The 12,173-nt window shown below is 68.8% G+C and carries 11 protein-coding genes and 1 pseudogene; 8 read left to right on the forward strand and 4 right to left on the reverse strand.

Going from position 1 to position 12,173, the window contains the following annotated elements; translation table 11 throughout:
• Positions 1–251: 251 nt before the first annotated feature.
• A pseudogene (locus AZL_RS35150) lies at positions 252–832 on the forward strand (ISAs1-like element ISAzs11 family transposase); the annotation flags it as partial.
• A 178-nt stretch (positions 833–1,010) separates the two neighbouring features.
• On the opposite strand, the gene AZL_RS36150 reads toward AZL_RS35150, so the two are convergent.
• A complete protein-coding gene (locus AZL_RS36150) occupies positions 1,011–1,184 on the reverse strand; it encodes a type II toxin-antitoxin system PemK/MazF family toxin (RefSeq protein ID WP_148219832.1) in 174 nt (57 codons plus the stop codon).
• Complete coding sequence (locus AZL_RS32860) at positions 1,181–1,357, reverse strand: antitoxin MazE-like protein (RefSeq protein WP_042447006.1); 177 nt, start codon at positions 1,355–1,357, stop codon at positions 1,181–1,183. The genes AZL_RS36150 and AZL_RS32860 overlap by 4 nt, the downstream gene beginning before the upstream one ends.
• A gap of 105 nt (positions 1,358–1,462) precedes the next feature.
• Here AZL_RS32860 and AZL_RS32865 point away from each other — a divergent pair, with 105 nt between their 5' ends.
• The 4 genes from AZL_RS32865 to AZL_RS32880 all read left to right on the forward strand — a co-directional run bounded on the left by AZL_RS32865 (position 1,463) and on the right by AZL_RS32880 (position 7,785).
• On the forward strand, positions 1,463–3,697 hold the full coding sequence (locus tag AZL_RS32865) for a biotin/lipoyl-binding protein (RefSeq protein WP_012978659.1): 2,235 nt from the start codon (positions 1,463–1,465) through the stop codon (positions 3,695–3,697).
• A 152-nt stretch (positions 3,698–3,849) separates the two neighbouring features.
• Positions 3,850–4,788 (forward strand): sulfate adenylyltransferase subunit CysD, encoded by a 939-nt coding sequence (cysD, locus tag AZL_RS32870; protein WP_086935529.1) that lies wholly within the window; start codon positions 3,850–3,852, stop codon positions 4,786–4,788.
• On the forward strand, positions 4,788–6,734 hold the full coding sequence (cysN, locus tag AZL_RS32875; protein WP_012978661.1) for a sulfate adenylyltransferase subunit CysN: 1,947 nt from the start codon (positions 4,788–4,790) through the stop codon (positions 6,732–6,734). Before cysD ends, cysN begins: the two co-directional genes overlap by 1 nt.
• Before the next feature lie 382 nt (positions 6,735–7,116).
• The gene (locus tag AZL_RS32880) at positions 7,117–7,785 is read left to right on the forward strand and encodes a DUF2076 domain-containing protein (protein WP_042447009.1); all 669 of its coding nucleotides are present in this window, start codon (positions 7,117–7,119) and stop codon (positions 7,783–7,785) included.
• A gap of 61 nt (positions 7,786–7,846) precedes the next feature.
• Here the strand turns inward: AZL_RS32880 and AZL_RS32885 are convergent, their stop codons facing one another.
• Complete coding sequence (locus tag AZL_RS32885) at positions 7,847–9,235, reverse strand: nucleotide sugar dehydrogenase (protein WP_148219847.1); 1,389 nt, start codon at positions 9,233–9,235, stop codon at positions 7,847–7,849.
• Positions 9,236–9,447: 212 nt separating this feature from the next.
• Between AZL_RS32885 and AZL_RS32890 the strand changes: the two genes are divergently transcribed.
• The 3 genes from AZL_RS32890 (at position 9,448) to infC (ending at position 11,461) form a co-directional block, all read left to right on the forward strand.
• Positions 9,448–10,320, forward strand: coding sequence for a hypothetical protein (locus AZL_RS32890; RefSeq protein WP_012978664.1), 873 nt, complete (start codon positions 9,448–9,450; stop codon positions 10,318–10,320).
• Between the two features lie 356 nt (positions 10,321–10,676).
• Positions 10,677–10,871, forward strand: a complete 195-nt coding sequence (locus AZL_RS32895; RefSeq protein ID WP_042447012.1) for a hypothetical protein — start codon at positions 10,677–10,679, stop codon at positions 10,869–10,871.
• Between the two features lie 125 nt (positions 10,872–10,996).
• Positions 10,997–11,461, forward strand: coding sequence for a translation initiation factor IF-3 (gene infC / locus AZL_RS32900; RefSeq protein WP_012978665.1), 465 nt, complete (start codon positions 10,997–10,999; stop codon positions 11,459–11,461).
• Positions 11,462–11,518: 57 nt separating this feature from the next.
• Here infC and AZL_RS32905 read toward each other — a convergent pair whose 3' ends face one another.
• On the reverse strand, positions 11,519–12,091 hold the full coding sequence (locus AZL_RS32905; RefSeq protein WP_247894588.1) for a D-glycero-alpha-D-manno-heptose-1,7-bisphosphate 7-phosphatase: 573 nt from the start codon (positions 12,089–12,091) through the stop codon (positions 11,519–11,521).
• Between the last annotated feature and the right edge of the window lie 82 nt (positions 12,092–12,173).

Consider the following 12,173-nt stretch of genomic DNA (forward strand, 5'->3'; position numbering starts at 1 on the left):
GTCACGGCGCTGGGACGGGCCAGACACTGTTGAGACCCGCTGCTTTAGCCCAAGCCCGGGGGATGGGGCAAGCCCGCACCCTCTGTGCCCCACGGCTATCGCATTTGACACCCTCTCCCGGGACGGGAGAGGGTGTCAAATGCGATAACCCTGCTCTGTGCCCCAGGGGAATCGCATTTGGAAAAATCGAGTAGCGTGTGTGAGAGAAAAGGATTCTGTAAGGGGCTTTATCGCCGATTTTGGAGCCCCCGATGCAGTCGTGGTTTGAGAAAGCGTTTGATGCGTTGCCGGCCCCACGCACGGGCAACGCCAAGCGGCATGACCTGCTGGAGATCCTGACGATCGCGCTGACGGCAACGGTGTGCGGGGCGGAGAGTTGTGCCGACTTTGCCGACTTCGCCGTGGATCGCGAGGGGCTGTTTCGGTCGTTTTTGCGTCTGGAGAACGGGGTGCCGAGCCACGACACCTTCTCGCGCATCTTCCGGCTGTTGGACCGGTGGCCTTTGCCGCCTGCTTTGGCCGTTTCCTGGAGGGGCTTGGAACGGCCGGGGCTGGGGTGATCGCCATCGACGGCAAGACGCTGCGCCGCTCCTTCGATGACGCGGCCCGGTCCAACCCGCTGGCTGTGGTGACGGCGTTCGCCTCGGCGACACGGCTGGTGGTGGGCCAGCACAGCTACCGAGTGGCCGAGGGCGACAGCGAGATCCTGGCCGCCCGTGCCCTGCTGGAGTGCCTGGACCTCCAAGGCCATCTGGTCACCGCCGACGCCATCCATTGTCAGGAGGAGACCGCCCGCCTCATCCGGGAGCGCGGCGGCGACTACCTGCTGCGCTGATTGAACTTCTGAAGATTGCTCCACTATAACCGGTCCAGATGGTGGAGGGGCGCGGCAGCACCCGTATGTGTGGGGCGCGTTGGCGACTTGGAGGCATGTGATGGGCATTCGTGGATGGGCATTCATCACCGGGGGCCGCGCGGACAGCCGTAAGGGCGATGCAAAGCTTTCGGGCTCAGTACGTCCCTTGATGTCCGCTTTCGCGCTTGAACCCCTGTTCATGTTCGATGCCGCCGATGTGCTGCCCGACCTTGACCCGCGGGATGGCCATGATCTTGTCCATCATGATTCGGGACGGCTGGATCTGGCCGCTGTCGCTGGCCACCATCCAGATCTCGCCCTGTTTCATTCCCCGTCATCCAGCGGTCCCCAGCCCGCCAGGGGCTGGCGCCGGGCTTCCGCGACGAAGGCCGGGTTGCGGACGTCCGGGATCCAGAACCGCACCGGGCGCAGGCCCTGCGCCCGAACCCGTGCACGGTACGCCTTCACCTTCTCGCGCGGGGATTGGCGGATCGCGGGCATGGCAGGCTCCTGTCCCACATCCTCAACGGCGACCCAGGCACAGAGCCGCCGCTCCGCGTTTCCGCGTCACTCCTGACCCGTTTTCCCGAAAGGGCACCATCCCCCGTGTCCATCGCCCTCACCCCGACCACCGATCCCTCTGCTGGCCCCGGCGTTGCCGGTTTCGCTCCCGTCGACCCGCGGGGCTCCCTGCGACTGCCGGGCCTGCGCGACGATCTGGCCCTGCTGCCGGCACCGGCGGGGCAGGACGGGGCGCCGGGCTGGACCATTCACGATCCGGTCCGCAACCGCTATTTCCGCATCGGGCCGGAGGCCTTCGCGTTGATCGCGCACTGGCACAACGGCACTCCGTCGGCCATCGCCGCGGCGGTGGCGGCGGAAAGCCTGTTCGAGCCGACGATCGATGACATCATGGGCTTCCACCGGTTCCTGGCGGTCAGCAACCTGACCGTCACCACCGACACCGCCTATCTGGCGCAGCAGGCGGCGGCCCGGAAGACCGGCTGGTTCTGGTGGCTGGTCCACAATTATCTGTTCTTCCGCATCCCCCTGGCGCGGCCCGACCGTTTCCTGTCGGCGACGGTGGGGCTGGTGGCGCCCTTCTACAGTCGGGGCTGGCTGGTCCTTGTGCTGATGACCGCGATCCTGGCCGGGCTGCTGGTGGCGCGCCAGTGGGATGCCTTCCTGCACACCTTCCAGCATTTCTTCTCGCCCGAAGGACTGGCGCTCTACGGGGTCACGCTGCTTGGCACCAAGATCTGCCACGAGCTTGGCCATGCCTACACTGCCAAGCGCTTCGGCTGCCGGGTGCCAACCATGGGAGTGGCTTTCCTGGTGATGTGGCCGGTGCTCTACACCGACACCACCGATGCCTGGAGGCTGGTCTCGCGCCGGCAGAGGCTGGCGGTGGGGGCCGCCGGCATGGCCACCGAGCTGACGATCGCCGTCTTCGCGACGCTGGCCTGGAGCTTCCTGCCCGACGGTCCGCTGCGCAGCGCCGCCTATTTCCTGGCGACGGTCAGCTGGGTCACCACGCTGGCGATCAACCTCAGCCCCTTCATGCGCTTCGACGGCTATTACCTGCTGTCCGACGCGCTGGACGTGCCCAACTTGCAGGAGCGCGGCTTCGCCATGGCGCGCTGGAAGCTGCGGGAATGGCTGTTCGGCCTGGGCATGGCCCCGCCGGAGGAGATGCCGGCGGGGCGCCGCCGCATCCTGCTGGTCTATTCCTACGTCACCTGGGTCTACCGGCTGGTGCTGTTCCTCGGCATCGCGCTGCTGGTCTACCATGTCGCCATCAAGGTTCTGGGGATCCTGTTGTTCGCCATCGAGATAGGCTGGTTCGTCGCCCGTCCTTTCCTGAACGAGGCCGGGGCCTGGTGGGGCCTGCGCGAGCGCTTCCGGCCGAACCTGCGCACCGGGCTGACACTGGCCGGGCTGGCGGCGGCGGTCGTCCTGACGCTGCTGCCGGTGACCAGCACCGTGTCGGTGCCGGTGGTCTGGCGGGCGTCCGGCTTCGCCACCGTCTATGCCCCCTTTCCCGCCCGGCTGGAGGAGATTCTGGTCACCCGTGGCCGGACGGTGGTGGAGGGCGAGCCGCTGTTCCGTCTGACCGCCCCCGACCTGGAGGGCAAGCTGCACCAGACCAACCTGCGCATTGATTGGTTGCAGGACCAGATCGCCCGCATGACCGCCAGCCGCGAGCAGCTCGACCGCGTGCGGGCGATGGAGGAGGATCTGGCCGCCGCGATCGCCGAGCGGCAGGGGTTTCTCGACAGCCGCGAGCGGCTGGTGGTGCGCGCTCCGCTGTCGGGCACCGTGCGCGACATGGAGGATGGGCTGACCCCCGGCCGCTGGATCGGGCCGAAGCTGCCGCTGGCGATGGTGGTGGCGCCGGGCGGCGGCGAGCTGGTCGGCTATGTCGGCGAGGGCGATTTCGACCGTCTGCGGCCGGGGGCTGGCGCGGAATTCCACCCCGACGATCCACTGGCTCCCCGACGGGCCGCCCGGGTGCGGGCGGTCGATCCGGTCGCCGTATCGGTCCTGGACGTGCCGGCCCTCGCCTCGGTCAATGGCGGCCCGGTGGCGGTGGAGGGACAGGCGGCCCAGAACGGGCAGCCGGGCCAGCCGCGCGGCGGAGCCGGCCGCGGCGCGCTCACCCCGGTTGAAGCGGTCTACCGCGTCACCCTGGATGTCGACCCGGCTGCGGCCGGCGGCGTACGGGAGGGACCCGAACGCGTCACCCGTGGCATCGTCCGCGTGTCGGGCGAGGCCCGCAGCATCGCCGAACGCTTCTGGCGCATGGCCGCGTCGGTGCTGATCCGCGAGACGGGGTTCTGATCGGGCTTGGAGGCGAGGCCCGCCGGCAGGGTTCTTGCCGAGGGCGGCGCCGATGCCGGTGATGAACGGCACCACAACCGGGGAGCGTTACCCTTCGTAAAGACTTTCCTCCATATGGTGAGGGGCGTTTCCGTACCTGCCTGCCCCGCTCCATGCCAGAGGAGAGTCCGGCGCCCGTGCAGACCATCCCCGACCCTCTCACCCATCTCCAGCGGCTGGAGGCCGAGAGCATCCACATCATGCGGGAGGTGGCGGCCCAGTTCCAGAAGCCGGTCATGCTCTATTCGGTGGGCAAGGACAGCTCGGTGCTGCTGCATCTGGCGCGCAAGGCCTTCCATCCCTCCAGGCCGCCCTTTCCGCTGCTGCATGTCGACACGACCTGGAAGTTCCGGGAGATGATCGCCTTCCGTGACCGCACGGCGCGGGATCTCGGGCTGGATCTGATCGTCCACGTCAACCAGGACGGCCTGCGCCAGGGCGTCGGCCCGATCAGCCATGGTTCCGCCATCCACACCGACGTGATGAAGACGCAGGGACTCAAGCAGGCGCTCGACGCCCATGGCTTCGATGCCGCCTTCGGCGGGGCGCGGCGCGACGAGGAGAAGAGCCGCGCCAAGGAGCGCATCTTCTCCTTCCGCACATCCTCCCACCGCTGGGAGCCGAAGAACCAGCGGCCGGAGCTGTGGAACCTCTACAACGGGCGCATCCACAAGGGCGAGAGCATCCGCGTCTTCCCGTTGTCGAACTGGACCGAGCTGGACATCTGGCAATACATCCACCAGGAGGCCATTCCGGTGGTGCCGCTCTATTTCGCCCGGCCGCGCCCGGTGGTGGAGCGCGACGGCGCCCTGATCATGGTCGATGACGACCGCCTGCCGCTGCGGCCGGGCGAGACGCCGGAGATGGCCTGGGTGCGGTTCCGGACGCTCGGCTGCTATCCGCTGACCGGGGCCGTGCGCAGCACCGCCGCCACCCTGCCCGAGATCATCCGCGAGATGATGCTCTCCACCAGTTCGGAACGGCAAGGCCGCGTGATCGACCAGGATGCCGCCGCCTCGATGGAGGCGAAGAAGCAGGAAGGCTACTTCTGATGCCGAAGGACCTCGATCCCGACAGCGCGCCGCCGGATGCGGCCCTTTTGGATCCGGCCTCCTTGGATGCGGCGGGCGGGATGCGGGCCTGTTTCGACCGCCGGAACGGCAAGGATCTGCTGCGTTTCATCACCTGCGGGTCGGTCGACGACGGCAAGTCGACGCTGATCGGCCGGCTGCTCTACGACTGCAAATGCCTGTTCGAGGACCAGCTCGCCAGCCTGGAGGCGGAGTCCGGCCGTTTCGGCACCACCGGCGCCGGCCGGCTCGACCTGGCGCTGCTGGTCGACGGACTCGCCGCCGAGCGCGAGCAGGGCATCACCATCGACGTCGCCTACCGCTTCTTCACCACGGACCGGCGCAAGTTCATCGTCGCCGACACGCCGGGCCACGAGCAGTACACCCGCAACATGGTCACCGGCGCCTCGACCGCCGACGCCGCCGTGCTGCTGGTCGACGCCCGCAAGGGCGTGCTGACCCAGACCCGGCGTCACAGCACCATCGTGTCGCTGCTGGGCGTGCGCCACGTCGTGCTGGCGGTGAACAAGATGGACGCGGTCGGCTGGGACCAGGGCACCTTCGAGCGCATCGCCGCCGACTACCGCGCCTTCGCCGGGCGCCTCGGCATCGCCGAGGTCGCCTGCATCCCGGTTTCAGCGCTGACCGGCGACAACGTCACCACGCCGTCGGACGCGTTGGGCTGGTACGGCGGCCCCACCCTGCTCGACCATCTGGAGGGCGTGGACGCGTCCGCCGAAGAGAGGCTCGGCGCCTTCCGCATGGCGGTGCAATGGGTGAACCGGCCGAACCAGGATTTCCGCGGCGTCTGCGGCACGGTGGCCGGCGGCACGGTGCGGCCCGGCGACGCCGTCGCCGTCCTGCCCGGCGGGCGGACCAGCCGGGTGGCGCGGATCGTCACCTTGGACGGCGAACTGGCGGCGGCGCTGCCCGGACAGGCGGTTACCCTGCTGCTGGCCGACGAGGTCGATGCCAGCCGCGGCGACATGATCGCCGCCGCCGCCGCCCGGCCGGAGGTGGCCGATCAGTTCGCGGCCCATGTCGTATGGATGGACGAGCAGCCGCTGCTGCCCGGCCGCTCCTATCTGCTCAGGGCCGGCACGGCGACGGTTGGCGCCCAGGTGACGGAGCTGAAGCACGCCATCAACGTCAACACCCAGGAGCAGCTTGCCGCCAAGCGACTGGAGCTGAACGATGTCGGCTTGTGCAATCTGGCGCTCGACCGGCCGATCCCGTTCGATGCCTATGGCGACAGCCGCGAGACCGGTGGCTTCATCCTGATCGACCGGCTGACCAACGCGACCGCCGGCTGCGGCATGATCCGCTTCCCGCTGCGCCGGGCCTCGAACATCCACCGTCACGCCTCGAAGCTGGACAAGGCGGCGCGGGCCGGCGGCTTGCAGAAGCCCTGCCTGCTGTGGTTCACCGGCCTGTCGGGCTCCGGCAAGTCCAGCGTCGCCGACCGGCTGGAGCAGGAGCTGCACCGGCTCGGCCACCGCACCATGCTCCTGGACGGCGACAATGTCCGCCACGGCCTGAACCGCGATCTCGGCTTCACCGACGCCGACCGGGTGGAGAATATCCGCCGCGTCGCCGAGGTGGCGAAGCTGATGGTGGAGGCCGGACTGATCGTGCTGGCCAGCTTCATCTCTCCCTTCCGCGGCGAGCGCCTGATGGCACGCTCCCTGCTGGAGGACGGAGAGTTCCTGGAGATCTTCATGGACACGCCGCTGGAGATCTGCGAGGCCCGCGACCCCAAGGGACTGTACCGGAAGGCGCGATCCGGCCAACTCCCCAATTTCACCGGCATCGACAGCGCCTATGAGCCGCCGGAGGCGCCGGAGATCACGCTGAATGGTGTCGGGCGGACGGCCGACGAGATGGTCGCCCAGGTGATCGGGGAACTGGGGCGGCGTGGGGTGATCTGAGGAAGGAGCGCCGCGCCCGTTGCCGTCCGGATGCGAATCGCCTGTGCGCCGTCTTGACAGCGGGCGGGGCCGGGGCCACGTGCTGGTCACCTGGATCCGGGCCCCTCTGGCGACTTAGACGTGGTCGCGATGTCGGATCTCTTCACCTGCTCTTGCGCCGACGGGCGTGACCGCACTTGGAGGGACCGATGTCCTTTTGCCAGACCGTCTTCCCAACCTCCCGCCTGGGAAGCCCGCCCCGGCTCCGGCCCCTTCCCGCTTCCGATGCCTCTCCGACGCACTCCGCCCTTCCGGTGTGCGACCGCGGTCTTGCGCCTTTTCCGGATGCAGGCGCCGGAAGCGGGACTTTTCCCGCAACGTCTTCATGAGAACGAGCATCGCCATGGACCAGACCGAACGCCAGATCATCGACGACCTCTTCGCCAAGCTGCATCAGGCCGAGGCGCAATCCGGCCCGCGCGATCCCGAGGCCGAGGCGCTGATCCGCGAGCGGATCGCCCGCCAGCCCGCCGCCCCCTATCTGATGGCCCAGGCCATCGTGATGATGGAGCAGGCGCTCGCCGCCACCCAGTCCCGCAATGAAGAGCTTGAGCGCCAGCTGCGCGAGCGCCCAGCCGCCTCCGCCCAGTCCGGTGGTGGCGGCCTGTTCGGCAGCCTGTTCGGCGGCAGCGCCAAGCCGGCCCAACAGCCGTCATATCCGGCATCACCCGCCATCTCCCCGGCCGCCGCCATGCCTCCCGGCTCGCCCTGGGGCCGTCCGCCCGCCGCGGTCGGCGCTCCCGCCTATGGCGATCCGCGCGTTGCCGCCTATGCCCAGCCGCCGCGGGCCGGCGGCGGCTTCATGGCCGGTGCCATGCAGACGGCGGCCGGCGTGGCCGGCGGCATGCTGATCGGCAGTGCTCTGTCCAGCATGTTCTCCGGCGGCGAAGCCATGGCGGGCGAGGCCGCGACCGCCGCCGCCACGGCGGCCACCGACCATGCCCAACAGGCGGCGGCGGACAGCGGCTGGGGTGATTTCGGCGGTGACTTCGGCGGCGAGGAGGAAGTCTGATCCCGCTCTCCAGAGCGGCGGGAGGAGGAGGGCCGGCCTTCCTCCCGCCGGCTGGGTCCCGTCAGGCCTTGACGATGCGGTCGGCGAAACCCTCCAGGTCCGCGACGCCGCGCATCGCGTTGCGGGTGTCGACCACCAGCGGGCAATGGACGGCGAGGCTCCGGTAGTCGACGCCGTCATGGTCGGTGACGATCACCGCGGCGTCGAACCCCGCAAGCCGCTCCGCCGTCCAGTCGACTGACCGCCGGCCGGCCAGTGCGGCATGCTCGCGGGTGACCGGCAGAACGGGGATGAAGGGGTCGTGGTAGTCGACCGCCGCCCCGCGCTCCAGCAGCATCTCCATCAGCCGCAGCCCCGGCGATTCCCGGCTGTCGTCGACATTCTTCTTGTAGGCCATGCCGACCAGCAGGATGCGCGACCGGCTGAGCCCGATGCCGAACCGGCGGTCGAGCGCCAGGGCGAGGCGGTCGACCACATGGCGCGGCATCATCGTGTTGACCTCTCCCGCCAGCTCGATGAAGCGGGTGGAGATCTGGTACTCCCGCGCCTTCCAGGTCAGATAGAAGGGGTCGATCGGAATGCAGTGTCCGCCCAGCCCTGGACCGGGATAGAAGGGCATGAAGCCGAAGGGCTTGGTCTTCGCCGCCTCGATCACCTCCCAGATGTCGATGCCCATCGGCTCGAAGACGATCTTCAGCTCGTTCACCAGGGCGATGTTGACGGAGCGGAAGATGTTCTCGGTCAGCTTGGTCGCTTCCGCCGTCCGCGTGCCCGACACCGGCACCACCTGCGGCACCACCTGCTCGTAGAGCGCCACCGCCAGCCGCCGCGCGCCCTCGTCGTCGCCGCCGACCACCTTGGGGATGGTGCTGGTGGTGAAGCTGATGTTGCCGGGATCCTCGCGCTCGGGCGAATAGGCCAGGAAGAAATCCCGGCCGCTGACCAGCCCGGTCTCCTCCAGGATCGGCCGCATCACCTCGTCGGTGGTGCCGGGCCAGGTGGTCGATTCCAGAACCACCAGCTGACCCCGGCGCAGCCGGTCGCGGATCAGCCGGGTCGATGCCTCGACGAAGCTCAGGTCCGGCTCGCGCTGTGGCGACAGCGGGGTGGGGACGCAGACGATCACCGCATCGCAGGCGACGAATTCGTCGGCGTCGGTCGTCACCCGGAACCGTCCGGTCGCCACCGCCTGGGCGACACGGTCGTCGGCGATCTGCCGGATGTAGGAGCGCCCACCGTTCAGCGCCGCCGCCTTGCCCGCGTCGATGTCGAAGCCGGTGACCGCGAAGCCGGCCCCGGTCAGCGCCAGGGCCAGCGGCAGCCCGACATAGCCGAGCCCGATCACCGCCACCCGCGCGCGGCGGCCGCGATAGGCGCTTTCCAGGGACTGGATGTCGGGCGCCTGGGGCTCGGTAATCCGGGTCTCGGGCGCGCTGTCCATTGTGCTCATCATGCCGTTCCGTATCGACGCTTCGAAGGGCCGGGCCGTCCGGATGGGCCTCCCGCCTGCGACAGCCGAATGTGTGACGGTCGGGAGGGCTTTGCGCAACCCCCCGCTCCGTCCGTGTATGAGGTTGGGACTGCGCCGGCCTCGGTTGGAAACACTGGCGCCGGGGCGGCCAAGGGTGCCAATTTGGCTGGAACCGACGGATCCCGCCCGCCATGACGCTGCAATCCCCGCCCCTCCTGCCCCAGCAGATCGCCCCGGTCGACGACCGCCAGTCGGCCTTGACGGCCCGCCATCTGGGCGGCGATCCGCAGGCGCTGCACGACTATTTCATGGCCCTGCGCGGGGAGAGTGACCGGGCGCTTGCCGGTCTGCCGCCGGCCGGCGGCAAGCCCTATCCCTATGGCCGCTGCGAGGAGATCACCACCGACCTCTTCGCCCGCCTGTCGCAGCGTCTGGCCCGGCCGGCCGGGCCGATGGAGCGTGCGCTGCGCGCCTTCGTCGAGGAGGGCGGCGTGCTGCGGAGCGTCTGGGGCGTCCTGCGCGAGCAGTATTTCCAGAATGCGCTGCAGGTCGGCGGGCTCTATGTCGACGTGTCGAACGACACGGTGGTGGTGACCAAGCCGAAGGTGGAAATCCTCCCCATCGAATCCTGCGGTCTGGTCCCGGTGCGCGATCTCGGTCATTTCCGGCGGACGGCGGAGCGCTATTGGGCGGCGACGCTCTACGCCAACCATCTGGCGCCAACGCTGGCCCCGCTGCTGCCGATCCTGTCGGTCAGCCCCGGCCGACTCGCTCCCGGCCTGCAATCGGCCTGCGACTACATGATCGCGCTGATGTGCCGCAACCATTTCCAGGATGCCGAACGCTGGCTGGAAGCCGGCCCCACTCCGCCGGCGGAGCTTGCCGACGCCTGGATCGCGACCATCCCGGCCGACCTGCGCCCGCTGACCGGCCAGCACCGGCTGGAAGCGGTGGCCGCCTGCCGCCGCGCCCGGGAGGCCGGCGGCTGGGCCGATCCAGACTGGCGCACCGCCCGCGTGCTCGACTATCTTCGACTCATGCGCGGGGCGGTGGGAAAGGCGTAAAGGCGCTCTCCGCCCGCGGCATCGCCATCCATCCTGCCATTCGCCGCGCCATCCGTCGTGCCCGCCACCGCGATGGAACGGAGCGGCTTGAAAAGCGGCGGGTCCTTCCCCATCTGGGGAAAGGCTGAAAACCGCTTGTGCGGTGCGTTTCCCTGCCCTCGCCGCCTTGGCGGGAGGGAACCTTCTCCGGGAATGCCAGCCTTTTGGAACATGCCCATAGCGAGGCCTCTGTTCCGCTTTATCGGAGCCTGTCCGGCGCTGCTCGCCGCGGCGGCTCCCGTTTCAAGACGCCACACTCACGAAGAGCCGGCCGGCGCCGATCCCATCGGTCCGCCCATCCGGCCTGGAGGATTTTCATGACGACCTCGATGCTGTCCGCCCATTCCCAGCACGCGCCGGCCCAGCTGGCCTCCATCCGCCTGTCCACTCCCGCCGCCGCTGGCCATTTCGCCGCATTGGAGGGGAAAAAGCCGGATTTTCGCTCCGATCCGGAGCCGTCCGGCTTGACCCGGGGCGAACTGCGGCAGATTGTGCTCGACATCCTGGGCTGAGTCGCTTGACCCGGGCCAGCCTCTTTGTACCCATTCCACGACCACAGGAGATCACCATAGCCAAGCTCTACGACGCGGACCCCGTCCGCGAAGGCCCGCGCCTCAACCGTGAAATCACCGCCCGTATGGTCCGCCTCGTCGGCGCCGACGGCGAGATGGTCGGCGTGGTGCCGCTCCGCCAAGCGCTGGATGCCGCCGCGGATGCCGACCTCGACCTCGTCGAAGTGGCGCCCCAAGCGGATCCGCCTGTCTGCAAGATCCTCGATTACGGCAAGTTCCGCTTCGAGGAGCAGAAGAAGGCCAACGAGGCGCGGAAGAAGCAGAAGATCATCGAGCTGAAGGAAATCAAGCTTCGGCCGAACATCGACGATCATGACTATGACGTGAAGATGCGCTCCGCCATCCGCTTCATCGAGGAAGGCGACAAGGTCAAGATGACCATGCGCTTCCGCGGTCGTGAGATGGCGCACCAGGATCTCGGTCTGAACGTGCTCGTCCGCGTGCGCGACCAGCTCCAGGACATCGCCAAGGTCGAGCAGATGCCCCGGGTCGAAGGCCGCATGATGGTCATGGTGCTGGCCCCGCGCTGAGCCTGGGCCAAAGGGATCACGCGGGGCGGTGCGCCGCCCCGCCCCTGTTCTTCACGTTCATCGCTTCTCCGACCCCCGCATGGAGCGTGCCAGAATGCCGGCGACGACGGCGTCGAGGTCACCGCCGCGATAGAGCGTCGCGTCGATCCCAGCCCGCTGCGCCGCCTGCAGGTCGGTGTCGCGGTCGCCGATCAGGAAGCTGCCCTTGCGCTCCACGGGCCATTCGGCCATCGCCTGCAACAGCATCCCCGGCTCCGGCTTGCGACAGGCGCAGTCGGCGCGATAGGGCGGCTGGCCATGCTCGGGATGGTGCGGGCAATGATAGAAGGCGTCGACATGGGCACGGACGGCGCGCAGTTCCTGCTGCATCCAGCGATGCAGGGTGCGCACATGCTCCTCGCTGTAGAGGCCGCGGGCGACCCCGGCCTGATTGGTGACGACGAAGACCAGGAAGCCGGCATCGTTCAACCGCTTCACCGCCTCCCGCGCTCCCGGCATCCAGATGATCTGGTCGGGACGGTGGGCGAAGCCGACATCCTCGTTCAGCACGCCGTCGCGGTCGAAGAAGGCGGCTCTGCGGCGGCTGTGCTGGGCCTGGGATGGATCGTCGGGCATGGCGGCGGCGGGCATGATGGCTGCTGTCGGGCTTTCACACGGTGGGGGCTTGAATCCGGTCTGATTGAGAAGCCGCTCTGGCGCCGCCATTGTCAAT

The sequence above is a fragment of the Azospirillum sp. B510 genome, assembly GCF_000010725.1.
Lineage (GTDB): Bacteria > Pseudomonadota > Alphaproteobacteria > Azospirillales > Azospirillaceae > Azospirillum > Azospirillum lipoferum_B.

Coding starts and splice junctions, on each gene's coding strand:
- AZL_RS36150 (WP_148219832.1), bottom strand. CDS start 1,184: ATGAAACAGGGCGAGATCTGGATGGTGGCCAGCGACAGCGGCCAGATC.
- AZL_RS32860 (WP_042447006.1), bottom strand. CDS start 1,357: ATGCCCGCGATCCGCCAATCCCCGCGCGAGAAGGTGAAGGCGTACCGT.
- cysD (WP_086935529.1), top strand. CDS start 3,850: ATGCCAGAGGAGAGTCCGGCGCCCGTGCAGACCATCCCCGACCCTCTC.
- cysN (WP_012978661.1), top strand. CDS start 4,788: ATGCCGAAGGACCTCGATCCCGACAGCGCGCCGCCGGATGCGGCCCTT.
- AZL_RS32880 (WP_042447009.1), top strand. CDS start 7,117: ATGGACCAGACCGAACGCCAGATCATCGACGACCTCTTCGCCAAGCTG.
- AZL_RS32885 (WP_148219847.1), bottom strand. CDS start 9,235: ATGAGCACAATGGACAGCGCGCCCGAGACCCGGATTACCGAGCCCCAG.
- AZL_RS32890 (WP_012978664.1), top strand. CDS start 9,448: ATGACGCTGCAATCCCCGCCCCTCCTGCCCCAGCAGATCGCCCCGGTC.
- AZL_RS32895 (WP_042447012.1), top strand. CDS start 10,677: ATGACGACCTCGATGCTGTCCGCCCATTCCCAGCACGCGCCGGCCCAG.
- infC (WP_012978665.1), top strand. CDS start 10,997: ATGGTCCGCCTCGTCGGCGCCGACGGCGAGATGGTCGGCGTGGTGCCG.
- AZL_RS32905 (WP_247894588.1), bottom strand. CDS start 12,091: ATGCCCGCCGCCGCCATGCCCGACGATCCATCCCAGGCCCAGCACAGC.